Origin of the sequence: Salmonella enterica subsp. enterica serovar Typhimurium str. LT2 (assembly GCF_000006945.2) — a bacterium.
GTDB lineage: Bacteria > Pseudomonadota > Gammaproteobacteria > Enterobacterales > Enterobacteriaceae > Salmonella > Salmonella enterica.
Map to the genome: position 1 here is coordinate 1,604,098 of NC_003197.2, position 26,049 is coordinate 1,630,146.

A 26,049-nucleotide genomic window follows, 5' to 3' on the forward strand; every position below is an offset into this window, starting at 1 on the left:
AACCCGTGTATCACCAGAAGCTTGCAACCTTGATCTGGATCACGTTTAATGACAGTGCTTTTTCACCAGCTGAAGATAATCATGATCGTTAGACCACAACAGCACTGGATTCGCCTGATATTTGTCTGGCATGGTTCCGTGTTATCTAAAATCTTTTCACGACTACTCCTTAACTTTCTTCTTTCTATCGCCGTTATTATCATGCTGCCCTGGTACACAATGCTGGGTATTAAGTTTACCCTTGCGCCGTTTAGCATACTGGGCGTCGCTATCGCCATTTTTCTTGGGTTTCGCAATAATGCCTGTTATGCGCGTTACGTCGAAGCCCGACATTTGTGGGGGCAGTTGATGATCGCTTCACGCTCAATACTGCGAGAGGTGAAAACAACCTTGCCTGATGAACGCGGTATCGAGGATTTTGTTCGGTTACAAATCGCTTTTGCCCACTGTTTGCGTATGACATTGCGTCGACAGCCTCAAACGCAAGTTCTGGGAAACTATCTTGACCAGGAGGCGTTACAGAAAGTTGTCGCTTCCCATTCCCCCGCTAACCGTATCTTATTGCTGATGGGAGAGTGGCTGGCGATTCGCCGCCGCAGCGGAAAGCTTTCCGATATTTTATTTCATAGCCTCAACAACCGCTTAAATGATATGTCGTCAGTATTGGCCGGCTGTGAGCGCATCGCCAACACGCCGGTGCCTTTTGCCTATACGTTAATTTTGCATCGTACGGTTTATCTTTTCTGCATTATGTTGCCATTTGCACTGGTGGTTGATCTGCACTATATGACGCCGTTTATTTCGGTGCTGATTTCTTATACGTTTATCGCGCTGGATGCGTTAGCAGAAGAGTTGGAAGATCCGTTCGGTACTGAAAATAATGATTTACCGCTGGATGCGATATGCAATGCGATAGAAATCGATTTACTGCAAATGAATGATGAAAGGGATATTCCGGCAAAACGGATACCGGATAAACGCTATCAACTGACCTGAGCTCGACTTAACTGGCGCAGAATGTTCATCTGCGCCATAACCTGAATAGCAAAGTTTAATAGCCTTCTCCAACGCCGGTTTTGGCTGGACCGGAGTAGTGGACATGAACGATTCGCCATCCTGTGTTTGGTATCTTCGCCCACACCTGGCTTTCGCGGCCTGTCGTGTGTTGAGTCTGCCCATTATCACGGCGTACCGCGGTAAAATGCCAGTCGAACTCTGCAACGGCGGCATTGCCATACACATGAATAGCAGGGGGAGCGTCCAGTTTTAATGTGCGTTTGCTGAAGGTTTTACCCATAGTGGTGCCATAAAAATTTTCAGCGATCTGCGACCATCCGCGTTCGTGACCGCGTGGATGAATAAAACTGGTTTCCGGTGAAACATAAAAGAGCTGCTTGCCTAACGTTGGGTCTGCCTTATCTATTGAATAAAGGTAACGGTTAATGCCTTCTGTAATTTCTTGTTTAACGGTCGACGTAGCTTCATTTTGTGCGGCGGTTGGCGTTGCCGCTGATGCCGATGACGCCATCAGAGTTAACGTTATCGCGGCGGCCGAAAACAATAGTGACGTTTTTTGCATAATAGTTATACCCATATGGTCTGTTTTTGAGACGCTTTATCTTTCCTGTTACGTTCACCTTTATACTAAAGGAGCATGGCTCACGAACAATAAAAAACATCCTTCTATAAAACTACCCCGAAAAGGGAGTAGTGCAATTAAGAATATCGTATTTGTTTGTAACGGCATGACTCAAAATATCAACATTTAGAGTTTCAGTATTGTTGTTGTCCATTGACTTACTTTTATTTTTATTACCACTGGTAAATAGTTAATCTTATGAATAGTGATACACAAATGACCGTTTGCGCTATGTGATAATTAACCATAGTAAAAATACACGAAGCGAAGAAGTGCTATTTCAGTAGTACTGATATTTTCATAACGCTAATTTAAAAATAAATGTAAACGTAACAAATTATACACAAAAATAAGAAGGGCTGTGGCCTCAACTGACTGGATTATGATTCCGTCTTACCGAATGTCAGCCGAATGTTCAGTGCCATTCTCGCCCTGGCATCCCCGACCGTAAGCCTGTTCTCTACTGGTAACCCCCTTGTTATTACAGCAGAAAACAGGGCATATCATTGATGTAGTCATGCTTAACTTGCATTTTAACATCACTAATACATAGCAAGCTAATATTACACTTTGAAACTTAACGCACGGTAATTGTTAGTGATATTGTCCTGGACAGTTCCGCGAGCAGGCTTTGCGGAAAGTCCAAAAATAAGACAAATAAGGCATATAAAATGAAAAAAGTAGTGGTGTTATCTGCGGTAGCCGCAGCCGTAATGATGGCTGGAGCCGCCAACGCAGCAGAAATCTATAACAAGGATGGCAATAAACTGGATTTGTATGGCAAGGTCGACGGCCTGCATTATTTTTCCAGTAATCATAGTACGGATGGCGATCAATCTTATATCCGTATGGGTATTAAAGGCGAGACTCAAATTACCGATCAACTAACCGGTTTTGGACAGTGGGAGTATCAGGTCAACGCCAATCGTCCGGAAGATGGTGACTCCAGCGGTTCCCCGCAAAGCTGGACGCGTCTCGGTTTTGCTGGTTTGGCATTTGCCGATATGGGGTCTGTTGATTATGGTCGTAACTATGGCGTGTTATACGACATTGGTTCATGGACTGACGTACTGCCTGAATTTGGTAATGATTCGTATGAAGCTTCCGATAATTTTATGACCGGACGCGCGAATGGCGTTCTGACTTATCGCAATAATGATTTCTTTGGTCTGGTTGATGGTCTGAATATTGCGTTGCAGTATCAGGGTAAAAATGACGGCCTGTCGAAAGAAGGCGATCCTTTAAGTAATAATGCCAGAAAAAGTATCGCGTACCAGAATGGCGATGGTTTCGGGGCATCAGCGACATATGATTTGGGCATGGGGGTGAGCCTGGGGGCAGCCTATACCAGTTCCAAACGCACGCTTGATCAGATGACGCAAGATAAATACGACAATGGCGACCGCGCTGAAGCCTGGACTGGCGGCGTGAAGTATGATGCCAATAATATTTACCTGGCGGCAAACTATACCCGTACTTATGATATGACCTATATGGGCGATACATTGGGCGGCTTTGCACATAAAACCGATAACTGGGAAATGGTAGGGCAATATCAATTTGATAATGGCTTACGCCCGTCACTGGCGTTCCTGCAATCCAGAGCCAATGATGTTGATGGACTGGGTTCGTTCGACCTTGTGAAATATATTGATGTGGGTTCCTACTACTACTTCAATAAAAATATGTCCGCGTATGTTGACTACAAAATCAATCTGCTAAAAGATGGCAACCCATCGAATCCTAATACAGACAACACCGTGGCGCTCGGCTTAGTCTACGAGTTTTGATAAAACTTGCTGATTAAGACAGTTTAGGGATACCCTCCTTTTCCCAAAACTGTGTCACTGCTTAACCTTTATTATTGTTAATTTATTCTTTTATTATTTCAGGACGCTTCTGGCGTCCTTTTTTATTGACTATTCGTTGACTATTCGACTTCGATCTCGCGAATGCGCATTCTGCTACTGTCATCTATCTGCACTTTGCCTGAATGACAAAGGGGACAACAGAGTGTGGATGTTTGAGAGGTGAAGGGTTGATTACAGGACAGACACCAACCTTGCGCCGGTGCGATAGTAATGTGGAAACGCGCATTGTCAGCAAGGGTATGACGAGCGGCGACGTCCAGGCCAAAATGCAGCGCCGGCACCTCAACACAGGCCATAACGCCAATCTCCAGCCAGACTTGCTTTACCTTGCTGAACTGGTGATTTACTGCCTGTTCCTCCAGCAATTCGATAATATTTTGCGCCAGGGCTAATTCATGCATGGGCCAGCTCCTTCATTCAACAATATTTACGGCGACACAAGGATCAATTACCTGTAACTGTTGCGACCACAATGAGAGTGGAATAGTGGCCAGTTCGCGAGCAATGACGCCGTCAGGTTGGGCGTGACGTGTGGTAGGCGAGATAATACGGTAATCAAGAATATTGCCTGACGTCGTCAGTCTGGCCTGATGAACTAACCATCCTCGCGCGGTTTCCACTACCGCTATTTTCCATTCGCCATCATCAAAACGATTCCAGCGCAGGGTGGGAAGGGCGCTCAAACTTCGGGCGAGCGTAATGCAGCGGGCCAGCAGACGTAGCGCAGTCGTTTTACCGCTAAGACAACAGGCTGACAGCAGCGGATATTCGATAGCCAGAGGCGAGACATCCAGGGGACCATGGGTTATTAACGTATGGTCCGGGGACGATGCCATCGGTAGTGTAGGTGTAATGATATTCTGTACTGCCGCCAGCCAGCGGGCGGTTTCAGAACGCTCTTGCAAAAACCAGGCTTCCCAGCCCTTTACGCCAGCGGCAAGCCAGGTCTGAGGATCATCGTCAAAAAAGATTGTGCTTGCCAGCGGGGATAACTCTCCGCGACGTAACAACGCCCATTCTTCAGCGGTTGCCTGTCGGTGGCTAAACAGGGGGAGCCAGTCTGTCAACGCGCGACGGAGCGTTTCTCGCGCCAGCTCTTGTTGTGCGGCCTGCATATCTGGCTTCTTTTCAGGAAACAACAGTAAAGCCGCCGCCGCGCTGTGCGCCTGAGCGCACAACGTAAACAAACGTGAAATAAGCGTTTTTGCGTATACCGGCGTTGCGCCCTGTAACAAACGACCGATCGGCGCCTCCTGCCAGATAATCCGTAGCGGGTGAGAATAGACGGTCAATCTTTGCACGAACTATTACCTTCATCGATCACCATAAACCCGGACTTACTGGTTTCGCAAACCGGACAGCACCAGTAATCAGGTAACTGGTTGAAGGGCACGCCGGGTGGAATTTGCCATACATCATCGCCCAGCGCAGGGTCGTAAACCCACCAACATACTTTGCACTCCATGCGCACCACTGGCTCATTTTCTGTGACCGGGTATTCTTTCAACCATTCCAACGTATTTTTTAGCCCCGCGTAGGCATCTTCAATATCGTCGATGCCTGCAACGGCGATATCAGGAATGTCCGCTATCTCAATCATATCTTGCAGTAATGTATTCATATCATTGAAATAGTTGACCCGCCATACGCCGGGAAAATGCGTGCTTACAATCCGGCATTTACCATATCCGCGTGAAAAAATAGCGCTACAGCCTTCGCCTAAAAAATGATCCAGATACTCGCGATCGGCATCGTTTACTGGCAACAGCGTTAAGTTAATGATATGTGGCTCTTTTACCGGCTGTTTTACGCGCTCGGCTATTTCATGCGCGATAAAGGCGCCATTCATCAATCCCGCCGGTTGTGGCGGCAATTCTGGCGTAATCGGCGGCTGCGGATGCGTCTGCCAGATGCTCTCTGGGATCGGGCCAATGATAATTTCATCGGCAACCCGTTGCTGGTCAGCGTTATATTCACGCACACGCCAGACGCCCGTAAAAACCGTCTCCTGAATACGCTGTTCTTTTCCATCGGATAATAGTACCCGGGCGGAGATTTCACCTTCGCCGAGCAGTTGATCCAATAAACCGCTATTCTGTTGCTCAGTGGCATTCAGCTTATAGCTCAGGGGAAAGGGGAGCGTTGCCACCGGGTTATCCATATCGCGAATAAGCGTAGTCAGGATGTGTCTGGCAACACGGAGCTCAGCGGGCAGCGCCTGTTCCGGTAAAACCGGCGTCAGCGGGAGATTAATGCCGGCGGGGATGGGAAGAAAGTTAAAGTCTTCCTCTTCTGGCTGCGATCCTGGTCCGGCAATATTAACGACTGGAATAGTTCTGGAATGATTCACGTGTGTTACCTTTCATTCTATTGCGTGATAACGGGAATATCCTGACGATAGCCCGGTGTGGTCAGCAATGCGGCCACCCGCTGAGAGTATTCTTGCCAGCTATATAATCCCGCCAGACTGCCGACAAAACGGTGCTGGCGAAAGAAAAGCAGCGCCGGATATTTCAGAATGCGATACTCCCGGGCGATCAGTTCACTCTGTTCGCTATCCGCAAATGCCGCGGTATAAGACGTCGCCGGAAATTGCTTGAGGATCTCCGGGATGATGACCCAACTGTCGGCGACTTCCGGATGTTTGTTGGGGTCGCTTTGCAGCAAAACCAGCAGAGTCGGATGCGCATTAATCAACGACGGGAGCGTTTGCGCATCGGTAACCAGAAAGCCTTTATCCGCCAGTGGACAAACAGGATTTTGGGGTGAGATAGTCATTTTTTTAAATGCTCCGGTAATTCAGGCGTGCGAGACAATAAATCGGCAAAACCGGTCAGCGGATCGCTTTGCGTGAGCATGGCCTGTTCCAGTGAGTCCAGCGCCGCCAGTACCTCAGCGGCTTCCGCTTCGTCCATTTCTCGTCGTGCTGCGCCGCCAAATGTCAGCAGCCATGCGCCTGCTAAGGGGGGAGCCACAAGCCGAATATCAACGTCGATAAGCTCGCCGTGTCGGTCGCGGCATTTGGCGAACCACTGACCGGGTGAAATAACCTGCACAGGAACGCCAATACACATTATGATTTCTCTCTCTGTAGCACCCGAATATCGCCGACCCGGCAAGCGCTTTGCGCATCTGGGCGTTCATCTTCGTAGCGTTCCATACACAGGCTGTAATGATTGAGTCTTTCAGTGGGCAAGGCCGCTGAAGAGGCGGTGATACCCCATTGCGCCAGCACTTCCTGCGCGAGATAGACCGCAGGCATCAGTTGCGCCTTTACCTGCGGCGTAAGACTCCCGCCATAGTCATCCAGACATTCCGGCTGCACGCCAATCAGCACAATCTCCGATAACTGGCCGCCGGTTAATTGCAGCAATGCCAGCACTTCAGAAAAACTGGTCTGATGTAAACTGAGTTTTTTCGCCGTCAGATAGGCGGGAACCTGTTCATCACGAAACATCGCCAGCGAACCTGGCGCCATACCAAAATCGATAGCATCCATGATTAACAGTTTTTCGGTCTGTTGCAGCCAGGGCAGCAGCGCCAGCCCCTGCGTACCGCCATCAACAACGTCAACTTTCTCGTTATCGGCATACTGTTCAAACAGCTTTTCCGCCGCTCTGACGCCGAACCCTTCATCTGCCCAAAGCAGGTTGCCAAGCCCTAAGATTGTTACTTCTGCCATTGTTATCACCTGAACCAGCGCCAGCCGCTTATCATGACGGAAATCACGCTTTGTCGGCTCATAATGTCTTCGCGGATAGCGGTATAAACATGCGCAATGACGAAGGCGATAATGAACCACATGCCCAGCCGGTGCCAGAAATGCAGCGCGAGGCTATCGTTGCCAGTCAGGCGAATCATCCAGCCAAACCATTGATACGCCCAACTGTCTGTTCCAAGTCCTTCGCCATAGAGCGCAAAGCCGCTACACACCATCAGTACGGACATCCAGAAATAGAACATTACCGCCAGTCCCGCTACCGGATTATGTCCATAGTAACGATGGGCCTCTTTTTCGAGGAAAAAATACCAGCGGATTTCGCTGATAACGCCTTTGCGCCAGGCGCGGCGCCAGAACGGAACCAGAAACATCTCCCTGGCGTACTCATTGCCGACACATGCCCAGTAAATACGAAACAGCAGCGCGACAGTAAAAATATACGCCGTGGTAAAATGGATCAGTCGTATCCAGCCCATCCAAAACATAAAGGTCGCTTCACCTTGAATCGATGGCAGGGGGCGGCCAATGAAATATCCTGTAACAGCCAGGACGACAATGGATAACGCCGTGATCCAGTGCCATAAACGGACCGGCGCTTCATAGATATAGTACCCCTGGCTGGTTATTTCTTTGAGATGCATTGAGACCTCCGAATCGTCGTCATCGTACCTGAACCCTGACCAGCTCCCCTCCATGATTATCAATAACATGGGTGGAGCAGGCCAGGCAGGGATCGAAGCTGTGCAGAGTACGTAAAATCTCCAATGGTTGATCGGGAACGGCGAGTTTAGTCCCCATTAACGCCGCTTCGTACGCGCCAATTTGACCTTTATCGTCACGTGGCCCGGCATTCCAGGTTGTCGGTACCACACACTGATAGCTGTCGATTTTCTGATTTGCAATTTTTATCCAGTGCCCCAGCGCGCCGCGCGGCGCCTCGCTGAAACCAACGCCTTTTGCCGATGTAGGCCAGGTATCGGGTTCCCAGAGCGTGACGTTTGCCGTCGCCGTATCGCCGGACTTGAGGTTACGCATCAGACGATCGAAGAAATATTGCAGCGTATTGCCTGCCCATACGGATTCCAGCGCACGCGCGGCAGTACGTCCTAATGTAGAAAAGAGCGCTTCTTTAGGCAGCTTTAATACACTCAGCAGTTGATCCACGGGTTCTTTAAATTCCGGTTTATTTTGATGATATCCAATCAGATAACGCGCCAGCGGACCTACCTCCATCGCATGTCCCTTCCAGCGCGGCGATTTAATCCATGAATATTTAGCGGACTCATCCACCTGTTCGATAAAGGTTTTTGTGCCTTTATAGTGTTCGCCCATGACCAGTTGCGGTTCGGTCAGACCATCCCACGGATGCAGGCCCTTATCGTTATTGCCGTTACCATAGGTATACCAGGAGTGAGTGACAAACTCCTGAATCTCATCGGGGGCGGTTAAATCGACAGGATGAATTTCGTCGAAACGACCGTTAATGATAGCCCCACGCGGAAGCAGAAGATTACTGGCGGAATAATCGTTAGGGTTATCCGGAAACTCGCCATAAGCCAGCAGGTTCATGCTCGATAACCCGCCGCCGATTTTTGCCCAGTCTTTGTAATAACTGGCAATCAGCAAGACGTCCGGAAGATAAACCTGTTCGCAGAACTGGCGAGCTTTTTGGATGATGGAACTGACAAGGTTCAGGCGTTCCATATTCACTGCGCCGACCGCGCCCGTTTCGTCAAGGTTGATGGCGCAAGGAACGCCGCCCACCAGCCAGTTAGGATGCGGGTTTTTACCACCGAAAACGGTGTGAATTTTTACGATCTCTTTTTGAAAATCGAGCGCTTCAAGATAGTGGGCGACCGCCAGCAAATTGGCTTCCGGCGGAAGTTTCATCGCCGGATGTCCCCAGTAGCCATTACGGAAAGGGCCAAGTTGACCGGACTCGATAAACCGCTTCAGTCGATTTTGCAAATCGCGGAAATATCCCGGCGAGGATAGCGGCCATGCGGAAAGGCTTTGCGCGATGGCGGAGGTCTGATGCGGGTCGGCTTTCAGGGCGGCAACCACATCAACCCAGTCCAGCGCGTGCAGATGATAAAAATGCACCAGGTGATCGTGAACGTGTAGCGTAGCCTGCATCATATTACGGATACAGTTTGCGTTGTCCGGAATCGCGATTCCCAGCGCATTTTCTACGGCACGGATTGAGGTCAGAGCGTGTGTACCGGTGCAGACGCCGCAAATGCGTTCAACGAATGCCCAGGCGTCTCGCGGATCGCGACCTTTCAGGATAACCTCCAGGCCGCGCCACATGGTGCCGGTCGACACGGCGTTAGTAATGACATTATTACTGTCGATATTCACTTCGCAGCGCATATGCCCTTCGATGCGAGTAACCGGATCGACCACAATTCGCCGTCCGCTATTGTCCAGCGTAAAACCCTGAGTCTGATAAGGATATGCCATAATTATTTTTTCTCTTCCGGAGCGTTTTCTGATGACGTGTTGTTTTTATTGCGGGCATGTTTTATGGCGCTCACCGTGGCGTGAGCGATGGCGGCAGCGCCCGCGACGCCAGCAACGCCCAGTCCGATTTTATCGGCGGTAGCCTCAATGCCGGTTTGCGGAATGCCCGTTGCCCGGCTGTAAAAAGAACCGTAATCCCAGAATCCATCTTCCGAACATCCGAGGCATCCATGACCCGACTGGATAGGAAAAGACACGCCATCATTCCAGCGAACGGTTGAACAGGCGTTATAGGTGGTCGGGCCTTTACAGCCCATCTTGTACAGGCAATACCCTTTTCTGGCGCCTTCGTCATCCCACGCTTCCACAAACTGACCGGCATCGAAATGCGCGCGTCGGTAACATTTGTCATGAATTCGCTGGCCATAAAACATTTTTGGTCGTCCAAGACGATCAAGGGGAGGGATGCGATCAAATGCCAGCATATAGGTGATAACGGCGGACATCACTTCAGGTATAGGCGGGCAGCCTGGCACTTTAATAATGGGTTTATCGGTAATTAACTTGTGAACCGGCGTGGCTTTAGTTGGGTTGGGACGGGCTGCCTGCACGCAGCCCCATGATGCGCAGGACCCCCAGGCGATAATCGCTTTAGCATCCGCGCTGACGCGTTTTAACTTCTCCAGGAACGGCTCGCCAGCCAGTATGCAAAACATCCCATCTTCATTCAGCGGCGCGTTACCTTCCACAGCAACGATATAATTTCCTTTGTACTCACGCATCACATCCGCCAACGCCTGCTCAGCTTGTTGCCCTGCGGCGGCCATAATGGTGTCGTCATAATCCAGGGAAATGAGCGACAAAATGGCATCTTTTGCCAACGGGTGCGCAGAGCGAATGAAAGATTCGGTACAGCAGGTACATTCAAGACCATGCAGCCATATCACTGGCGTACGCGGTTTATTCTCCAGGGCATAAGCTATTTGAGGAATCATCGAACTGCTCAGGCCTAAAGACGTTGCGGTAAGGCTGCAAAACTTGAGGAAGCTACGCCTTGTCACGCCGTGTCTACGCATAACTTGATAAAATGTATCTTGTGTTTGCATAACGTTTATCCCAAACCACTATAGTTAGTGTGGGCATCATATGTTGCATTTCTTGTCTTTCTCAACGTGTTTTAGTAGCAATTATGTTTCTAATTCGTAACAACTGATTACATGTGTGCTACTCACATTACTCAAAAACATAAATTAATTTAATGTTATTGGTGATGTTGAGTAAATATAGCGTTGTGATGGCATCTCTTAATGTTGATAAGAAACCGTGTTTTTTATTTATAACATGATGGGATTTTTTTAAATGGTCACACGGATAACGCGTTTTCATGTTAGCTCGCTCTGTTTAACTCTCCTTTAAACCCGTCAGTTAAATTTATTAGCTTGTAAAATAAGATCACAATTAATTACGTGCTGCATAACCATTGATAGGTTTAATTTAATATATTCATCCAATCCATTTTACAAACAAGGAGAGCATGATGAAAAAAAGTAAAGCAATGTTATTTATCGCTCCGGCGCTGTTTTCATACGCCCTGGCGGCACAGGCCTGCACGACCCTTGCTATTCAGGATAAACAAGGCGATATTTTTCATGGGCGTACGCTGGAATATATGCAGGATTTACCCTCATGGTTAACGTATTACCCGGCGGGAACACAGTTTGATAAAAAAACGCCGGATGGCAGCCAGGGGATAAGCTATCAGGCGAAGTATCCGATACTGGCCATTACTTCCACCATTACTGATGGCGATAGCAGAGACATACTTGAAGGCATGAATAGCGCGGGATTGTCATTTAGTGAAAACATGATCATGAATGCGCAGTTGCCGCCATTGCCCGCGAGTGAATATAAACAGGCAATTCCTGTCACCTCGTTGGGAGAATGGGCGCTGGCCCGTTTTGCTACTGTCGGCGAGGTAAAACAGGCAATAAAAGAGGGCAAATTCTGGTCACCAGAACTGCATCGGTTTGGCGATCTGAAATCGCCATTTCATTACGCGTTTTACGACAAGAAAGGAGGAAGCATTGTCGTTGAAGTGGAAAATGGTAAATTCCATGTCTATGACAATCCCACTCGCGTGATGACAAATGGTCCCGCATTCCCCTGGCATCTGACAAATCTGAATAATTATACGCAATTAACCAATGTGGACCGCTCTTCAGGCACACTGGGCGGGATAAAAGTGATGCAGCCTGATAGCGGGATTGCTATTGCAGACTTGCCATCGTCCGATACGTCGGTTTCCCGTTTTATACGCGGCGTTTATTACACCACATATGCGCCGCAAGCGACATCCGCCCACGATGCAATGAATACGCTTGCGCATATTATGAGCCGTTTCGATCGTCCGAAAAATATTACGGTTGATTATATGGGGAGTGAAGGGGAAGGCAACGCCACCCGCAAACCGGTCTCAGAATATACGGTCTGGACAACGCTGTCTGACTTAATGCACGGTGAGATGATGGTGCGCGGCTACAATGATATCAACTATAAAACCTGGTCTCTTTCTCAGTTTAAGAACGCGACAGCGCCCGTGTTCGAGAAAATCAACGTCAAAGGATAAATAGCTCATCTCGGTTTAGTTTCCCCGGTAGTCTCGGCGAAGGTAATGGAGACTACCGGCGGTTGCTTCTCTTTATCATGCACGGTAATTAATTATCACGATCACCAGCGCCAGGATGGTATGCTAAATCCATTCAAAATCCCCTGGATATGGATTGGAGGGCGCATGGTTATACCTGAGGTCAGGCAGGAGAGGCTCTATCAGAAGATAGCCAACCTCATCATTAAGCTGATCAATGATAATATTTTTCCACCGGGAACTTTTTTACCGCCAGAACGCGAACTGGCAAAACAGCTTGGCGTGAGCCGCGCCTCCTTGCGAGAAGCCCTTATTGTACTGGAGATCTCGGGATGGATCGTGATTCAGTCCGGTAATGGGGTTATCGTTTCAGATAAAAAACACCTTGCCAGCGACTATACCATCGAAGAAATTCTCTCTACTCGCGAGCTGGTCGATAGCCATTGTGCGCGCTTAGCCGCACAAAACGATAACGTTGACGTCATCAACCAAATAGAGGCGATTTATCATCGTATGGATCAAGCCATTAACGATAATAACGTCCACGGCTTTTACTCGCTGGATAAAGAGTTTCACCTTGCGATCTCTGAGGCCAGCCGTAACCGGGTGTTGTTCGATATGTCCCGTATGTTATGGGAACAACGGATTAATATCCCTTATGCTGGGCTCGACGAGCAGTCTGGAGACAGAAATGTTTTACTTAATCTCAACAAACAACATAAAGCGATAGTGGATGCGATGCGACAGTCTGATGCTGACAGCGCCTATGAGGGATCGCTGGAACATTTACGCTATGTGAGAAAGATTGTCGGCGGCTAATTTTGTCGATGAATAACACCGCATGGCGGTCATGCCATGCGGTGGAGCTTGCCGTAAATCAATGGAAAACAGCATTAATCTTTAAGTAGCGCTCCGGATAGCGATCAAGTTCTTTAACTGCATCAGGGATCTCATCAAGATTGACGACCTTACTGACGACATCTTGCGGATTAATCTCCAGCGTAGACAGCATACGTAATGCCTCATCAAATTCACCGGCACTGGTGCGGGAACCGCGTAAATCCAGTTCTTTATAGGTGATCAGGTTCGTCGGCAGCGACGTTTCCTGTTTTGGCCATCCGGTAAACGAAATACGACCAGCAAACGATGCTAAATCAAGCGTATTTCGAATAGCGCTATTTGCGCCGGAAGCTTCTATCACGACCTGCGCCATGGTGCCGTGGGTGATATTTTTAATAGCGTCGATAACCTGATCGTCAGCGGCGTTCAGCACATAAGGAACGCCAAGCTTTTGCGCATAGCGTAGCCTTTCTTCCACAATATCGATCAGAATAGGCGTTGCCTTGTAATGACGCGCGCTTAATGCCGCCATAAGACCAATGGCCCCCGCGCCGATGATGGCAACATATTCCCCGGCCTTAACGTTTGCCCGATGCAACGCGTGCAGAGCGATGGTCAGCGGTTCTGCCAGCGGCGCCATTTCAGAAGGCACATTATCTGGTATTTTATGAATTAAATGTGCGGGATGAGTAACCACCTCCTGCATTGCGCCATCGACATGCACGCCAATGACGTTTAAATTTTCACAACAATTAGTTCTGCCGACAGAGCAAGGGTAGCAGTGACCACAATAAATATAGGGGTCAACAATTACGCGGTCACCTTCTTTAATATTGTCCGGCATTCCGGCGCCTTCCTGAAGAACAATTCCGGTCACTTCATGCCCAATAATTCTTGGGTAAGTAACCAGTGGGTTCGTTCCACGAAAAGCCCCGATATCCGATCCGCAAATGCCTGCAGCATCAACCTTAATTAATACTTCATTTTCTTTCTTATGGGGATAATCCACCCAGCGGGTTTCAACTTCACCAGGCTTATTAATGAACACAGCTTTGACTTTCATTGGCTTTGAATCCTTTACTTTTTACAAACACGAAGACCAACAGGCTTGAAACGATAGCGATAGCACCAGCCAGATAGAACGCATAGTCATATTTACCGCTAAATTGAACGATAAAACCGGTGACAAGCGGACCGATAATGCCGGATATATTAGCCAGGCCATGCATGGCTCCGCCGACGCTCCCTACCTTATCTTTATGAACAACATCCTGAATAACCGCCCAATAAATTGGGCCCGTTAAATAGAGCAGGAAGAGTGAAACTGACATGAGCGTAATTGCGCTACCAATAGTGCTAACAGTACCGGAAACGGCAACACATACCGCTGCGCCTGCCAGACATACGCCCAGAATAAGTCGACGTGAGAGCAGAGCATTACCGGTAATCCGATAAATTACATCGGAACAGACGCCGCCGAGTACCATACCAATGGCGCCGATGACCCAGGGAATTACCGTGGCGATACTAATTTCTTTAATATCGAGATGTAACGAATGGTTCAGGTAACTTGGGAACCAGGTCAGGAAGAAAAAAAGAATATAGTTGTAGCTGAAAAAAGCCAGAGTTGTCGCCCATACCATTGGTTGTTTCATGTAATAGCCGAGTGAAGGCGTAGCCCGGCCATCATCAGATAAAATAACGTCCTCATGATTTTCAAAATCAATGCGTTCTTCCGGCGCCAGGCGTTTACTCATTGTTGGCTTATCGCTAACGATAAAGTACCACAGTAGTACCCAGACCAGGCCAAATAAGAAAATAATGCCAAATGCGGGGCGCCAGCCTAAGGATAACGCCAACAGGCCCACAATCGGCCCGGACACCGCGCCGCCGAGCGGGGAACCGGCGCTAAAAATTCCGATCGCCGTGGCAGACTCCTTTCGGGAAATCCAGTTATTGATGATTTTATTTCCGGCAGCGCTGACCGGCCCTTCAGCCATACCGAAAAGAACGCGCACGATAAGCATTGTCCACAATCCGGTGACTAAACCAGTTAAGCCACAAAATACAGACCATAGTAACGCTGCGATGAGAAAAACCGTTTTTGGCCCAACTTTATCGCTGGCCCAGCCACCAATAAAATTAAACAGGGCGTATCCGATAAAAAACGCGCTGAAGATCATCCCCATCTCCGCGGCGTTAAATCCTAACTCCTTTTCGATCAAGGGGGCAGTTATCGACAATGCTGAACGATCCATATAGTTGAGCATGTAAACTATAAATAGAAGAAAAACGATAAGCCATCCCATTGTTTTTCTTTTCATGATTAATCCTCTTATTGTGGTCTAGCGGCCTGACCACAATATTTTAAGGTTATTTTCAAATCACCTCTCTTGTGGTTAGAACGTGATCAATATAACAAAAATTTATCACAGGGGATTTTTATCCATCGCAAGTGTGATGGATTAAATTCTTTAAAATCAGTTGATTAATTGAAAATTCAATCGGAGCTATCGTTTTCCCCTAATCCACGCCCCGGTAAAGTTTGACATGCGGCGTTAACGGAAGGTGGCGCTGTCTGTGGGTATTTTTCATCGGGCGTAATATAAACCTGACTCGTGGCGACATAGCCATCATTAAAAGTTGCTTCGATATAGGTAGCTTCCCAACCTGTCTTCGGTTCATTTAGCGTAATACTGATCTTATTGTTGACGGGACTATCTATTGTAAGCGGCTGATAGCGGATACCACAGGCATAACGAAAATCACGCGCATTTGGATTGTTGGCTGTCCAGCGAACGACTTTTACCGGCGCTTCTGAGAAATAGACCGTAAGAAGGTGGTGGTGAATAAGGTCGATCAACTGTGGTAATGTTTTTTTACTTTGAAACCGGTTAATAAATGGAACGAGGCTTCCTTCAGCGAACTGGTTAATTGAGTAGTGGTTCATATTAGGCACTATACGTAATGATTTTACGCCAGGAAGTTTGCTATAATAAAAGCGAGTGTTGTCTGGTACGAAAAAATCATCGCCACTTGCATTAATAATATATTTAGGTATTGCAAGGCGGGGTTGGTAAATAGTGTTGAGATATCTTAACGGATCTATTATTTGCCTTAGCTGGGTAAATGCGGGGGATTTTATTTTCTCATCTATGCCTTGCTGGTAGTAGGGGTAGAATGTAATGGGCCAATTTCCACCGTATGATTGATAAATATGCTCAAGTGAAGCATCAATATCAAGTAGATCAATGGCGAAGGGAACAATTGCTTCAACATCAGGATCGGCAATAGCTGACAACCAGGTGGTCCACCCACGCTTTGAAATACCTGTAATGATAAAGGAATTTATATTCCATTGCGTTAACTCCTTTTTTGCTAATCTCATCGCTTGCGATATGGCAGTGACCATAGGAATATTTAAAGGCATTAACTTACGTTGCTCCGGCGCTTCCATAAATAATGCCCAGCTTCGGGAAACGCTTTCGTCCTCTTTCAGTGGTTTTTTATCATCCTGAAAGGTTAAATATTGGTTAGGTATATCACTCACTGATATTACGATGGTATTCGTATCACGGGAGATGCTTGCCAGTGTTTCCTGGGGGAAATCACCGGGTTTACCAGTGATTTGTACGCCTTTATCATAATTAATTCCGTTGTTTACAACCACCAAAGCATGGTGCTCTTTTGCCGTTTCAGGGATATAAATATCAACGTTATGTCGCCATTGCGCAGGGGTTACCATGTCATCTGGCGACCAGTGTTGCGATAATAATTCATAGTGTCTGACTACCACCTGTGCTAATGGAGCTGTATTAATCAAGGTATATTTTAGCGGTGTGCCTGAAATCTGCTCCCGGTAGTCGGGGAGAACATGAGACAAATCACACTCCGGGCTGTTTCGACAAAAGAAGATGTTGTTATGAAGTAGTGTATAAACTTTTGTAGAAATGAAAAACAGTACGATAACAACGAGATATATTTTTTTCATGCTTTCCCCGCGCTTTACAAGGGCAAATGCCAGCCAGCATAATTTCCATAAATACCTCTTAAACATTCAATATAAGTACAATACTTTTGATAAATAACGGAAGAAGGGAACAATAATGTTTGTGACGTTGTCACATTATTCTGTTTCTGGTTTCACTATTAGCACTGAACTTTTTGAAAGGTAAATCATTGCCGTCACCAGACCAATAATGGCGACAGAGATAGCTATACCGATCCAGACGCCATACAGAGCATAACCCAGGACAAATCCGCCCAATACGGGGGATATAAAATCAGCGATTGCGATTAATGCCTGCGCCGTTCCGATGACGATACCTTGTCGGGCAGGCGATACATGGACGGACAAGGCGGCAAGATAAGTGGGTTTGGCTAGCGCATCAGCGATGCTAATACAAACGATAGCAAAAACAAGCACAGGTATGGTCGTGGCGATACCCGCAGTGAGAAATCCAGTACAAAGAAGGGCGAAGATGAGGATAATTAGCTTTCGCTCCGAAAAATATTGGCTCACCCAACCTAACAGAAATAGCTGAACGAAAATATTAATAACCCCGTCCGCCATTAACAGATAGCTTAACGCTTTTGGCCCAAAGGGAAGCCCATTCCAGATGAAGGTGTCAGAAAGAAAAACAGGTAATTGTGAAGAGTACATGCCATAGGCGAAGAAATGACAAAGCATTACGATGATTAAGACGCGAAGGACAGGCATCTTTAAAATAGCGCGGGCAGAGAACGCCGCTATTTTATCTGTGGTACGTGATGTTGTGGAAGGGTCTTTTAACCCCCAAATCGCGACCAGGGCAGACCCAAGGACAAGTATAAAGGCGGCGTAGATCGGCGCGCTCAGACTGATACGCGATAACCACCCGGAAACGCCTGCCCCGACAATACCGCCTAAACCAATGCAGCCTGTGAGGATACCGATTGCCTGACGCCGATTTCTGACGTGCGTACAATCGGCAATATAGGCTGCGGCGGCTGACAAATTCCCGGCGCTAATGCCAAAAAGCGTGCGGGCGAGCAGGATAAACAGGATACATTGCGCGTTGGCGAGTAATAGTAAACTTATCGCCGCAATAGCCAGCGTGACAATCAGTATTCGCTTGCGGCCAACGCGATCGGAAAGGTGGCCAATCAGGGGCGCCGCACAAAATTGGCTAAAAGCTTCAGTGGCGATGATGATTCCAATGATAAGCGGCGAACCGCCCATCTCGCGGATATAAAAAGGCAGTACCGACATTACAGCCGCGGTACTGGCGGCGTAAAGGCCGACAAGCAGGAAAACAGGCAAAATACGCCGCTTGTTGAGCGGGGTGATAGTTTCGCTGTCGGTGTTCTCATAGACATTAGTATTCATCTTTAATCCCTATGGCAAAACGAGAGAGATAATTTTCAATATCGTTGCTCTGTTTGCCGTGAAAGAATGCGCCGACATAGCCATCGGGTCGGATCAGCACGCATTGACCCGGCGCCAGATGATAGGATTCCCGGAAGTGCCCCAGGGTATCGATGAGCTCGTCCTGCTCGCCAATGTGATGAATACGCAGTCCTCGCCGCGCATCGATGACCTTACCATGGGTTTCGTAGGCCAACAGATTCCAGTCCGGACCTTGTAGTAACTGAAATAATCGTAATGATTGGCCGCCGGCGCCCAAAAGAGGAGCATCCGGAGCTCTTTCTCCCGCTTGTAACCCATGCTGACGTTCGGGTAACGTGTGGGCTAAGGGGGAGTTGGTATACTGGATGTCAAGTTGTTGAACATCGCGTTCTCGTTTGATGCCTCTCTGTTTTTGAGAGTCAAGTAATCGGGTAGAAAGGTGGAGCAGTGATTCGGCTATCGGGCGGCGTTCCTGTTCATAGCTATCGAGAAGTTCTTCTCCTGCGCCCCGCAGCGAGGCTGCCATTTTCCATCCCAGGTTATAGGCATCCTGGATGCTGGTATTTAACCCTTGCCCACCCGTCGGCGGATGCACATGAGCGGCATCACCGGCTAAAAATACCTTACCCACACGGTAATGTTCCGCTATGCGCGCATTCATCTGGTACTTCGATACCCAGGGAATCGAATGGATGCGAACATCCGTCCGCCCGATTCGTTCAGTAAGAAAAGCCGTGAGCACGTCGGCTGAGAAATTCTGCGAGTCGTCCGGGGCCAACAACGCCTGGATTTGAAAGAGCTGCGTGCCGGCGAGAGGGCAAATCGTTATCATCCGCGCCATATCGCCATCGTTAAAATGGTGCCATACATCCCGGTTCAGACCGGAAAGTGAAGCGTCAGCCACAAGCGCATGGATTCCCAACGTACGACCGGGGAAGCTGACGCCTAATTTTTTTCTGACAAAGCTTCCGCCGCCATCCGCACCTATCAAATAATGCGCGATGATGACCTCTTCTCCAGCCGGCCCGGCAACATACGCGGTGACTGTGCGTGGGGTTTGCGCAAAATGTCGTAACTCGCAGCCGAACTCCACCCGATGTCCCCATGCTTTTAATTGCTCTCGCATAATCGTTTCTGTCACGTTCTGTGGAACCATCAATGGCAGATGGTAGGGTTCGGCGTGGGTCGGTTTTGTATGATGCGCAATATCTGAATCTACATAGCTTCCGTCGTGACGGTAGGTTCGTAGTCGGGGATAGAGCCCGCCGGCGGCGACCACTTTATTGAGTATTCCAAGATCCTCGAAGATTTCTTGCGTTCGCGGCTGAATACCTTTACCGCGGGAGCCGATAAAAGGCGTCGTTCTTTTCTCAATCAGGCGAAATGAGACCCCGTGACGCGCCAGTTCGATGGCTAAAGTAAGCCCGGTAACGCCAGCGCCGCAGATCAGTACATCTGTAGTGGTGTATCTTGTCATCGTCTCTCCGATATGTGTATTATGCACATAAGAGGAGACATGCTATGTCAGAAAATAAAAATGTGCAAGATACACATATTTCCGAGCAAATGAAGGCGCTTCACGGTGCGTTGATTCGCGTGGTGAGCGCGCTTAACCGGCCTCGTAATGATGAGAAATTAATTGCAGAGGCGGGGATACAACTCGATCGTGCGCTATTTTCGATCCTTATTAGTATCGAACGTTTAGGGCCGATTGGCGTTGTTGAGTTAGCCGAACGTGCCGGTCGTGATTATACGACGGTAAGCCGACAGGTCGCCAAACTGGAGAAGCTGGGGTTGATAATACGGCAGCATAATGCCATCGATCGTCGTATACGCGAGGCCGTTATCTCCCGTACAGGAAAGGCGATGACGGAGCGTATAGACGCTGCGCGAGAGCAAATGGGCAACGTTGTTTTTAAAGACTGGCCTCAGGATGAACTTGATGTCTTTGTTCGGCTAATGCAAAAGTTTGCCGATGCAATGGATAGCGATGCTTCAATGCCGGAATAAGCAAAAGAAAAGGGCGGTCAAATCCGATCGTCCAGGCTAATATCGGTATCTGACATTGATTAAATAGCCAGCAAAGTAAATATAACAACAACATTTATCGAGTTAATTTTCACCCTTTGAAAGGCCAACGTATACTGCAGAATACGGCTATATAACAATCGCCGTATCAATGGTTTTTCAAAGGGTAAATATATGCTTACCGAAAAATATGATTTTCGCATTACCGATCAGATGACTATCCCACTCAGACCTCATTGGATAGCCAATGATTCATACAGGGAAAAGTGTAAAATGCTTGTCCTCAACCGGAGTAAAGGGGAAATTCATAAGGTAGACTTTAGTAAATTAACAGATTATATCAAAGAAGGTGATGTAATCTGTTTTAACGACAGTACTATAATAAACCATATGTTTATCTGTAAAACAAGACAGAATAGGTTAATTAAAATTGTTTTAGAGGGATTTTTACCAAATAATAGAGTAATTATTTCCGGACTTTTAAAAGAAAGGCTTAACGCGAATGATGTTTTCTATTTGGTTGATAACCCTGAAATTTCCATTAAGATAGAGCAAAGGTTTAGCGAGGAGAGCCAGTACCGGGCCGTCGTGGAAAATCATGAGGCCTTAATTTGCTATTTAGCCAGTCATGGTGAGCGTCTTGATGAGTATGTGGACTCCAGCTTGTTTTATAAATATCCAGATGCTTACCGTTCCGTTTTTTCTAAAAAATATGGTTCTTTGGAAATACCTTCTGCCGGCATTCATTTTACCTGGGATCTTATCCAAAGAATCAAAGATAAAGGTGGGTTAATATCCTTCATCACTTTACATGTTGCATCAACAGAAATGTTGTCCAACAGAAAAATACAAACAAAATGTGTAGAGGAAGTGACTATCAACGAAGAATACTACGAGGTTCCACAAGCTACAGCGGATATCATTAATACTGCGAAGCAAAATGGCGGACGTATTTTTGCCGTAGGAACTACCGTTACACGATGTCTGGAATCTGCGTATTCGAGGGAACACAATTGCCTCAAAGCAAGTTCTGGCTGGACTGCGCTTTATATACATCCAGGCTATCAACTGAAAGTGGTTGACTGCCTGCTAACGAACTTACATCAGCCAAAAACGACGCATATGGTGTTAACTGGTCAGTTTGCTGGGGTTGATCTACTCATTAAGGCCTATACCTCAGAACATATCCAGTCATGTCAGTTCGATATGTTTGGTGATTGCATGTTAATCATACAAGATGAAGGGCAGGGATGAATAAAATAAAACCGGTACATATAATGCTACCGGTTTTACCGAGAATAAGCATCAGGGGATTCGGGCAATAACCTTTATTTCGAAATCAAAGCCGGCCAGCCAGGTAACGCCAACAGCGGTCCAGTTAGGATAAGGGGGATGGGCAAATATCTCCTGTTTCACCGCCATCACGTCGTTAAGTTGTTGCTCTGGATCGGTATGGAAGGTGGTGACATCCACTATGTCATCGAATGTGCATCCTGCTGCAGTCAGTGTTGCTTTCAGGTTTTCAAAAGCAAGCCTCACTTGTTTTTGAAAATCAGGCTCCGGCGTTCCGTCTGTGTGACTGCCTACCTGGCCTGAAACAAACAGTAAATCACCAGAACGGATGGCTGCGGAATACCCATGTTCCTCATACAGAGAATGGCGGTCAGCAGGAAAAACCGCGATACGTTGCGTCATAATGTTATCCTCAGATAGCGTAAACACTTCGGGCGGGAATAAAATGAATGTCACATACACAACGTAGGCCATAGTTTCATATACGTGGCATATGTCAAGGTGCCGTCACATAAAAGAACTGAGCCTGTTTGTCGTATCGTTTGACGGGAAAGAGAGCATTTTCTGAGTGATTAGCTTCTGTGTCGTGTCATTTTGTAGACGGCATCATTTTCACGCTTTCCAACACCAATGACAGTTACCGTGATAATTTCATCTTCGACGCTGTACACCAGCCTGTATCCTGCACCACGCAGCTTAATTTTGTACTGATCCTTTCTTCCATGTAATTGAGAAGCCGGAACCCGAGGGTTTTCAAGCCGTTCCCTTAGCTTTTTTTTAAACTGTTCCTGTATGGTATGACCCAGTTTTTTCCACTCTTTTAGTGCTGATTCGTTAAATGCCAGCTTATAAGTCATCAATGTTGACCTCAATGACGCGTTCATTCGCACGCTCATCGATAATACGACCGAGTTCTTCATCCTCAAGAATATCCATAAGATGAGCATAAAGTGCCGGAGGCACACAGTAGAAAGCCGGTTCATTGCGGTTAAGAATGGCAACTGGAGCGCCATCTCCGGCATTGAAAGTTCCCATTGGATCACGTTTCAGTTCTGTAATGCTTGCTGCAGTAGTCGTTAAAATTTGAAATGCCATAATTTACCTCCTGGTTGATGACTAAATATAGCACCTTTAATAGTACTAATAAAAGCATCCTTCACGAAGGGGATTCAGCTCCAGCCCGGTCAGTGATGCGGGCAGCTGACGGTTTTTTCAAGGCTAATTTCAGATGTCCAGAACCTAACTTATGACCACTGAAACCGGCGTCAATAACTCGCCAACCCTTATCAAGCGTGATGTAACAACCGAAGTCAGCCTTGCAGATGGTGATATTATTTTACTTGGTGGCCTTGCTGAACAGTCGGATGGATTATTCTGGCCTCTGACGTGTCGCAGATTGCAGATCGTACAGTCAGGGATTACAACCGTATTGCCAGAGGAAGCGATAAAATATGGTAAGTGATACTCTTGAACAGCGGATTTATGAACTGGTAAGAAGCCATGATGGAATTTACCTTTTTAAGAAAAAAGAACTGACACCGTCAACAGATTTGGATTCAGATCTACAGCTGGAAGATGATGAAGTACTGGCATTGATGGATGATTTTTTTACGACATTCAATGTAGATAAAGGGAATTTCTCGATCACAACATACTATCCGCCAGAACCACCGCTAAAACATTTGCTTAATCCGTTTCGCAAAAACGATATTCCTCAGGTGCCGGATTTCACGATAGGTATGCTCATTGCGTCTGCCAGGGCTGGTTGCTGGTTGTATGACTGATTCACGCTGGGGGCTGCTTTCCGCCCTCCGTCATTATTGTCAAGGCTATATGCCCTAACAAGTTATAGGCTCTATAAAGATATATATTGAACGCTAAAATAATGGACTATTAGGTGACACCATGCCCACTTATAAACAAGTTGTGAACCATGTTAAGAAACATGTATTGTGGAAAGATGAGTATTTTGAACGCTATTATCGGCTCAATCCTGAACTGGTTCAGAAGCGTTTGGATAAAATTTATCAAGCTGAAGATGATCTAATGGTGCTTATCAGTACTCAATTATTTTGTTTCTTGCAGGCTAATGGCACGCTCTATTTTGATGGTTGCTATAAAACAGGGAAAGCAGATAACTCATTGCTTTGTACTAATCTTGCTCTATGGAGTATCGAGCTAGCTTGTGATCATTTTGATATTCGGGAAGAGCGGGGACATACCACGAAGTTTAGCGAGCAGGGAGAGAGTTGGTTAACACTATTCGCCTGCAATCAATTCTCTTTAGTTCCTTATTGCTATCCGGCCATTCAGCGCGGGTTTCAAAGCGGCGTATTGAAAGAAATTGTTCCGTTTTATCGTGAACAGAAATTGGGTATCCTGGCGATGGAGATAATGGCGCGTGAACGGGGGGATACAATCAACTGGGAAGCAATGCAAGTGCGTGTTGATCCTGTCTATCTGGACTTTTGCCAAAACATTTTATTGTCATCAGATGATGAACTAGTCCGCACCGGATTAATTACGCTATGTGATAAGCATCTTGAGTGGACCGATTTTCATAATAGCGATAAGCATTGTTGCTTGACTGGCTATGAAATTCAGCGTCAGGATCTATTACTCTGGCCATTTGAATATCAGGCGGTAAAAAACTGGCGAGCACGTCAAGGGTTAAGTACACCAATGATTGAACATCCATTGATGAATAGCCCGATGACGACAGCGAATTGTCCTGACTTTTCGCAGTGGCAGCGTCCAGAGTGGTTCAATCCGTTAGTTGATTTTTTGGCGCAGCGCAGGCCTGAGCTGGCATTTTTACGACATCTCTTTATTTAAGTGAGCGATTATTGTCCAGTTTTCTCTGGGCCTGGCGCGCAACTCCAAGCACATGACCCAGTCTTTTATTATCAACAATTGCGACGGGGTCCACCTCCGACAACCGGTCGAAGGTGGAATAGGGGAGCAGAACGCCATTCAGCCGCAGTTCCTTATGCCCGTCAGGATAATGCCAGACTTCGATATATTTACCGATGGCCCGGCGACTGTGCTCGCTGTCCTCAATCTGTGGATTCAGATTTCACAAACAGCAGGTGCATCAGGCGACTGGTGGCATAGTCAACATAGACCAAAGCAGTACAGGGTCGACCCCAGCTTTCAAACCAGTGGTGGTCGCAGCCATCAATTTGTATCAGCTCGCCAGTACAAGGCCGCCTGTAACGAGGCTGATGAATTTTCGGCGCGCGTTATCTGCGAGGGATCCAGATTCCGGCTTTTATCATGAGGCGTCGGATAGTTTCCTTGCCAAGAACCAGACCGTGAACTTCCTCCAGATTTTCCAGCGCCAGCGTGGGGCCAAAATCACGGTAGTGCTCCCGGATTATACAGAGTGCCTGATCTATCAGTGAAGTTGGCAACAGATGGTTACCAACGCGGCCACGACTATGGTTGTTCATGCCAAGTGGTCCGAGTTGGCGATAACGTTTCAGCAGCCGTCTGCAATGGCGTGGCGTAATGCCGAGCATCTCAGCAGCCTGACCGGGATGTAAATTGCGGTCGATGGCATCCTGAAGGATTTTGAGGCGGTTGATTCCTTTCACGGTGAACATCCCGGCGTCATGTCTGAGAACTATAGTCTGGACAATATGAGCCACAAATAGACATTAGCATTGAGCCTCTACAAGATTGGTGCGCATAATGTATATTATGTTAAATTCACCAGAACATTTAAAAGACATGTTAAAGCGGCTGGATTCGTGTATGTCAAAAAACTTCTGGCCCATAAGTTTGATCCCTTCCCTGCCGTGACGCTGCGCGAATTCTGTTGATTTGCACCCGCTTATCCTGCACACGATTTCACGCAGCACACGCCACGCAGGCATAAAAAAACCGGCCACTGTGACCGGTTCGTCGCGCAGGTTTTTGGCTCAGTGGGTTTTACCCTGGTCCGCTGCTTTTTCTGACTGATGTTCTGCAGCTCTGACAACGGCTATAAACGCTTTGATACCCGGATCCACATCCGGCGACAACATGCGCATTGTTGATTTGGCATTCCTGCCGAACCTCGTCAAAAATCGCAGGATAACCGAACGTGACTTTAATCAGCGTGCGCAGCATCCCTTTGGCCACTTCCATTTCACCCGCCATAATTCGCCGGCGTCCAGG

General features: G+C 47.4%; 26 protein-coding genes, 1 pseudogene and 22 other annotated features. Of the genes and pseudogenes, 8 read left to right on the top strand and 19 right to left on the bottom strand.

What is annotated here, in order from left to right; all coding sequences use genetic code 11:
• The first annotated feature begins 34 nt into the window (after nt 1-34).
• Nucleotides 35-40, top strand: a ribosome-binding site (putative RBS for STM1527; RegulonDB:STMS1H001738).
• Nucleotides 35-996, top strand: a protein-coding gene (locus STM1527; protein ID NP_460487.1) for a putative inner membrane protein. Within the gene, nt 49-996 belong to an annotated coding region; the region does not span the whole gene. (Overlaps the previous feature by 6 nt.)
• A 55-nt stretch (nt 997-1,051) precedes the next feature.
• On the opposite strand, the gene STM1528 is transcribed toward STM1527, so the two are convergent.
• Complete coding sequence (locus tag STM1528) at nt 1,052-1,594, bottom strand: putative outer membrane protein (RefSeq protein ID NP_460488.1); 543 nt, start codon at nt 1,592-1,594, stop codon at nt 1,052-1,054.
• Nucleotides 1,437-1,442 (top strand) — a ribosome-binding site (putative RBS for STM1529; RegulonDB:STMS1H001739). (Overlaps the previous gene by 6 nt.)
• Here STM1528 and STM1529 point away from each other — a divergent pair.
• Together STM1529 and STM1530 are read left to right on the top strand one after the other, a co-directional pair.
• The gene (locus STM1529) for a putative inner membrane protein (protein NP_447948.1) occupies nt 1,437-1,769 on the top strand. Within the gene, nt 1,443-1,769 belong to an annotated coding region; the region does not span the whole gene. The genes STM1528 and STM1529 overlap by 158 nt on opposite strands.
• Nucleotides 1,770-2,305: 536 nt before the next feature.
• Nucleotides 2,306-2,311, top strand: a ribosome-binding site (putative RBS for STM1530; RegulonDB:STMS1H001740).
• Nucleotides 2,306-3,429 (top strand): putative outer membrane protein gene (locus STM1530; protein ID NP_460490.1). Within the gene, nt 2,311-3,429 belong to an annotated coding region; the region does not span the whole gene. Its footprint overlaps the feature before it by 6 nt.
• A gap of 140 nt (nt 3,430-3,569) precedes the next feature.
• Here the strand turns inward: STM1530 and STM1531 are convergent.
• From STM1531 to STM1539, 9 genes are all read right to left on the bottom strand, one after another.
• Nucleotides 3,570-3,918 (bottom strand): putative hydrogenase gene (locus STM1531; RefSeq protein ID NP_460491.1). Within the gene, nt 3,570-3,911 belong to an annotated coding region; the region does not span the whole gene.
• Nucleotides 3,913-3,918, bottom strand: a ribosome-binding site (putative RBS for STM1531; RegulonDB:STMS1H001741). (Overlaps the previous gene by 6 nt.)
• Before the next feature lie 5 nt (nt 3,919-3,923).
• Nucleotides 3,924-4,817 (bottom strand): putative dehydrogenase protein gene (locus STM1532; RefSeq protein NP_460492.1). Within the gene, nt 3,924-4,811 belong to an annotated coding region; the region does not span the whole gene.
• The gene (locus STM1533; protein ID NP_460493.1) for a putative hydrogenase occupies nt 4,799-5,866 on the bottom strand. Within the gene, nt 4,799-5,860 belong to an annotated coding region; the region does not span the whole gene. The genes STM1532 and STM1533 overlap by 19 nt, the downstream gene beginning before the upstream one ends.
• Nucleotides 4,812-4,817, bottom strand: a ribosome-binding site (putative RBS for STM1532; RegulonDB:STMS1H001742). Its footprint overlaps the gene before it by 6 nt.
• Nucleotides 5,861-5,866 (bottom strand) — a ribosome-binding site (putative RBS for STM1533; RegulonDB:STMS1H001743). (Lies within the gene STM1533.)
• Before the next feature lie 11 nt (nt 5,867-5,877).
• Nucleotides 5,878-6,295 (bottom strand): putative hydrogenase gene (locus STM1534; protein NP_460494.1). Within the gene, nt 5,878-6,288 belong to an annotated coding region; the region does not span the whole gene.
• Nucleotides 6,285-6,588, bottom strand: a protein-coding gene (locus STM1535) for a putative hydrogenase protein (RefSeq protein NP_460495.1). Within the gene, nt 6,285-6,584 belong to an annotated coding region; the region does not span the whole gene. The genes STM1534 and STM1535 overlap by 11 nt, the downstream gene beginning before the upstream one ends.
• Nucleotides 6,290-6,295: a ribosome-binding site (putative RBS for STM1534; RegulonDB:STMS1H001744), on the bottom strand. (Overlaps the previous gene by 6 nt.)
• Nucleotides 6,583-6,588: a ribosome-binding site (putative RBS for STM1535; RegulonDB:STMS1H001745), on the bottom strand. It lies within the gene STM1535.
• Nucleotides 6,584-7,199 (bottom strand): putative hydrogenase maturation protease gene (locus STM1536; protein NP_460496.1). Within the gene, nt 6,584-7,192 belong to an annotated coding region; the region does not span the whole gene. Before STM1536 ends, STM1535 begins: the two co-directional genes overlap by 5 nt.
• Nucleotides 7,194-7,199, bottom strand: a ribosome-binding site (putative RBS for STM1536; RegulonDB:STMS1H001746). (Overlaps the previous gene by 6 nt.)
• Nucleotides 7,198-7,945 (bottom strand): putative Ni/Fe-hydrogenase 1 b-type cytochrome subunit gene (locus STM1537; protein NP_460497.1). Within the gene, nt 7,198-7,941 belong to an annotated coding region; the region does not span the whole gene. Before STM1537 ends, STM1536 begins: the two co-directional genes overlap by 2 nt.
• Nucleotides 7,892-9,700 (bottom strand): putative hydrogenase-1 large subunit gene (locus STM1538; RefSeq protein ID NP_460498.1). Within the gene, nt 7,892-9,694 belong to an annotated coding region; the region does not span the whole gene. Before STM1538 ends, STM1537 begins: the two co-directional genes overlap by 54 nt.
• Nucleotides 7,940-7,945: a ribosome-binding site (putative RBS for STM1537; RegulonDB:STMS1H001747), on the bottom strand. It overlaps the preceding gene by 6 nt.
• Nucleotides 9,695-9,700, bottom strand: a ribosome-binding site (putative RBS for STM1538; RegulonDB:STMS1H001748). It lies within the gene STM1538.
• The gene (locus STM1539; protein NP_460499.1) for a putative hydrogenase-1 small subunit occupies nt 9,697-10,805 on the bottom strand. Within the gene, nt 9,697-10,800 belong to an annotated coding region; the region does not span the whole gene. Before STM1539 ends, STM1538 begins: the two co-directional genes overlap by 4 nt.
• Nucleotides 10,800-10,805 (bottom strand) — a ribosome-binding site (putative RBS for STM1539; RegulonDB:STMS1H001749). Its footprint overlaps the gene before it by 6 nt.
• Nucleotides 10,806-11,221: 416 nt before the next feature.
• Nucleotides 11,222-11,227 (top strand) — a ribosome-binding site (putative RBS for STM1540; RegulonDB:STMS1H001750).
• On the opposite strand from STM1539, the gene STM1540 reads away from it, so the two are divergent.
• The gene (locus STM1540) for a putative hydrolase (RefSeq protein ID NP_460500.1) occupies nt 11,222-12,320 on the top strand. Within the gene, nt 11,229-12,320 belong to an annotated coding region; the region does not span the whole gene. Its footprint overlaps the feature before it by 6 nt.
• Before the next feature lie 39 nt (nt 12,321-12,359).
• Nucleotides 12,360-12,365 (top strand) — a ribosome-binding site (putative RBS for STM1541; RegulonDB:STMS1H001751).
• Nucleotides 12,360-13,157 (top strand): putative gntR family regulatory protein gene (locus tag STM1541; protein ID NP_460501.1). Within the gene, nt 12,366-13,157 belong to an annotated coding region; the region does not span the whole gene. It overlaps the preceding feature by 6 nt.
• Before the next feature lie 58 nt (nt 13,158-13,215).
• On the opposite strand, the gene STM1542 is transcribed toward STM1541, so the two are convergent.
• The 5 genes from STM1542 to STM1546 all read right to left on the bottom strand — a co-directional run bounded on the left by STM1542 (nt 13,216) and on the right by STM1546 (nt 20,055).
• Nucleotides 13,216-14,247, bottom strand: a protein-coding gene (locus tag STM1542) for a putative zinc-binding dehydrogenase (RefSeq protein ID NP_460502.1). Within the gene, nt 13,216-14,241 belong to an annotated coding region; the region does not span the whole gene.
• The gene (locus STM1543; RefSeq protein NP_460503.1) for a putative transport protein occupies nt 14,216-15,509 on the bottom strand. Within the gene, nt 14,216-15,502 belong to an annotated coding region; the region does not span the whole gene. Before STM1543 ends, STM1542 begins: the two co-directional genes overlap by 32 nt.
• Nucleotides 14,242-14,247: a ribosome-binding site (putative RBS for STM1542; RegulonDB:STMS1H001752), on the bottom strand. Its footprint overlaps the gene before it by 6 nt.
• Nucleotides 15,504-15,509: a ribosome-binding site (putative RBS for STM1543; RegulonDB:STMS1H001753), on the bottom strand. Its footprint lies within the gene STM1543.
• A 169-nt stretch (nt 15,510-15,678) precedes the next feature.
• Nucleotides 15,679-17,235, bottom strand: coding sequence for a PhoPQ-regulated protein (gene pqaA, locus STM1544; protein NP_460504.1), 1,557 nt, complete (start codon nt 17,233-17,235; stop codon nt 15,679-15,681).
• 69 nt (nt 17,236-17,304) lie between these two features.
• The gene (locus tag STM1545; protein NP_460505.1) for a putative multidrug efflux protein occupies nt 17,305-18,551 on the bottom strand. Within the gene, nt 17,305-18,546 belong to an annotated coding region; the region does not span the whole gene.
• Nucleotides 18,536-20,055 (bottom strand): putative monooxygenase gene (locus STM1546; RefSeq protein NP_460506.1). Within the gene, nt 18,536-20,044 belong to an annotated coding region; the region does not span the whole gene. Before STM1546 ends, STM1545 begins: the two co-directional genes overlap by 16 nt.
• Nucleotides 18,546-18,551 (bottom strand) — a ribosome-binding site (putative RBS for STM1545; RegulonDB:STMS1H001754). It overlaps the preceding gene by 6 nt.
• Nucleotides 20,050-20,055, bottom strand: a ribosome-binding site (putative RBS for STM1546; RegulonDB:STMS1H001755). (Lies within the gene STM1546.)
• Nucleotides 20,056-20,080: 25 nt before the next feature.
• Nucleotides 20,081-20,086: a ribosome-binding site (putative RBS for STM1547; RegulonDB:STMS1H001756), on the top strand.
• Here STM1546 and STM1547 point away from each other — a divergent pair.
• The gene (locus tag STM1547; RefSeq protein NP_460507.1) for a putative marR-family transcriptional regulator occupies nt 20,081-20,577 on the top strand. Within the gene, nt 20,089-20,577 belong to an annotated coding region; the region does not span the whole gene. Its footprint overlaps the feature before it by 6 nt.
• A gap of 231 nt (nt 20,578-20,808) precedes the next feature.
• Entirely contained in the window at nt 20,809-21,849 is a 1,041-nt protein-coding gene (locus STM1548) for a putative S-adenosylmethionine:tRNA-ribosyltransferase-isomerase (protein NP_460508.3), read from the top strand.
• A gap of 51 nt (nt 21,850-21,900) precedes the next feature.
• On the opposite strand, the gene STM1549 is transcribed toward STM1548, so the two are convergent.
• The 3 genes from STM1549 to STM1551 form a co-directional block, all read right to left on the bottom strand.
• Nucleotides 21,901-22,302, bottom strand: a protein-coding gene (locus tag STM1549) for a putative translation initiation inhibitor (RefSeq protein ID NP_460509.1). Within the gene, nt 21,901-22,290 belong to an annotated coding region; the region does not span the whole gene.
• Nucleotides 22,297-22,302, bottom strand: a ribosome-binding site (putative RBS for STM1549; RegulonDB:STMS1H001757). (Overlaps the previous gene by 6 nt.)
• Nucleotides 22,303-22,460: 158 nt before the next feature.
• The gene (locus STM1550) for a putative cytoplasmic protein (protein ID NP_460510.1) occupies nt 22,461-22,751 on the bottom strand. Within the gene, nt 22,461-22,745 belong to an annotated coding region; the region does not span the whole gene.
• Nucleotides 22,735-22,991, bottom strand: a protein-coding gene (locus tag STM1551; protein ID NP_460511.1) for a putative cytoplasmic protein. Within the gene, nt 22,735-22,983 belong to an annotated coding region; the region does not span the whole gene. Before STM1551 ends, STM1550 begins: the two co-directional genes overlap by 17 nt.
• Nucleotides 22,746-22,751 (bottom strand) — a ribosome-binding site (putative RBS for STM1550; RegulonDB:STMS1H001758). Its footprint overlaps the gene before it by 6 nt.
• Nucleotides 22,986-22,991: a ribosome-binding site (putative RBS for STM1551; RegulonDB:STMS1H001759), on the bottom strand. Its footprint lies within the gene STM1551.
• 823 nt (nt 22,992-23,814) lie before the next feature.
• On the opposite strand from STM1551, the gene STM1552 reads away from it, so the two are divergent.
• Entirely contained in the window at nt 23,815-24,723 is a 909-nt protein-coding gene (locus tag STM1552) for a putative cytoplasmic protein (RefSeq protein NP_460512.1), read from the top strand.
• Here STM1552 and STM1553 read toward each other — a convergent pair.
• Nucleotides 24,716-25,493 (bottom strand): annotated as a pseudogene (locus tag STM1553) (pseudogene; frameshift). The gene STM1552 and the pseudogene STM1553 overlap by 8 nt on opposite strands.
• Between the last annotated feature and the right edge of the window lie 556 nt (nt 25,494-26,049).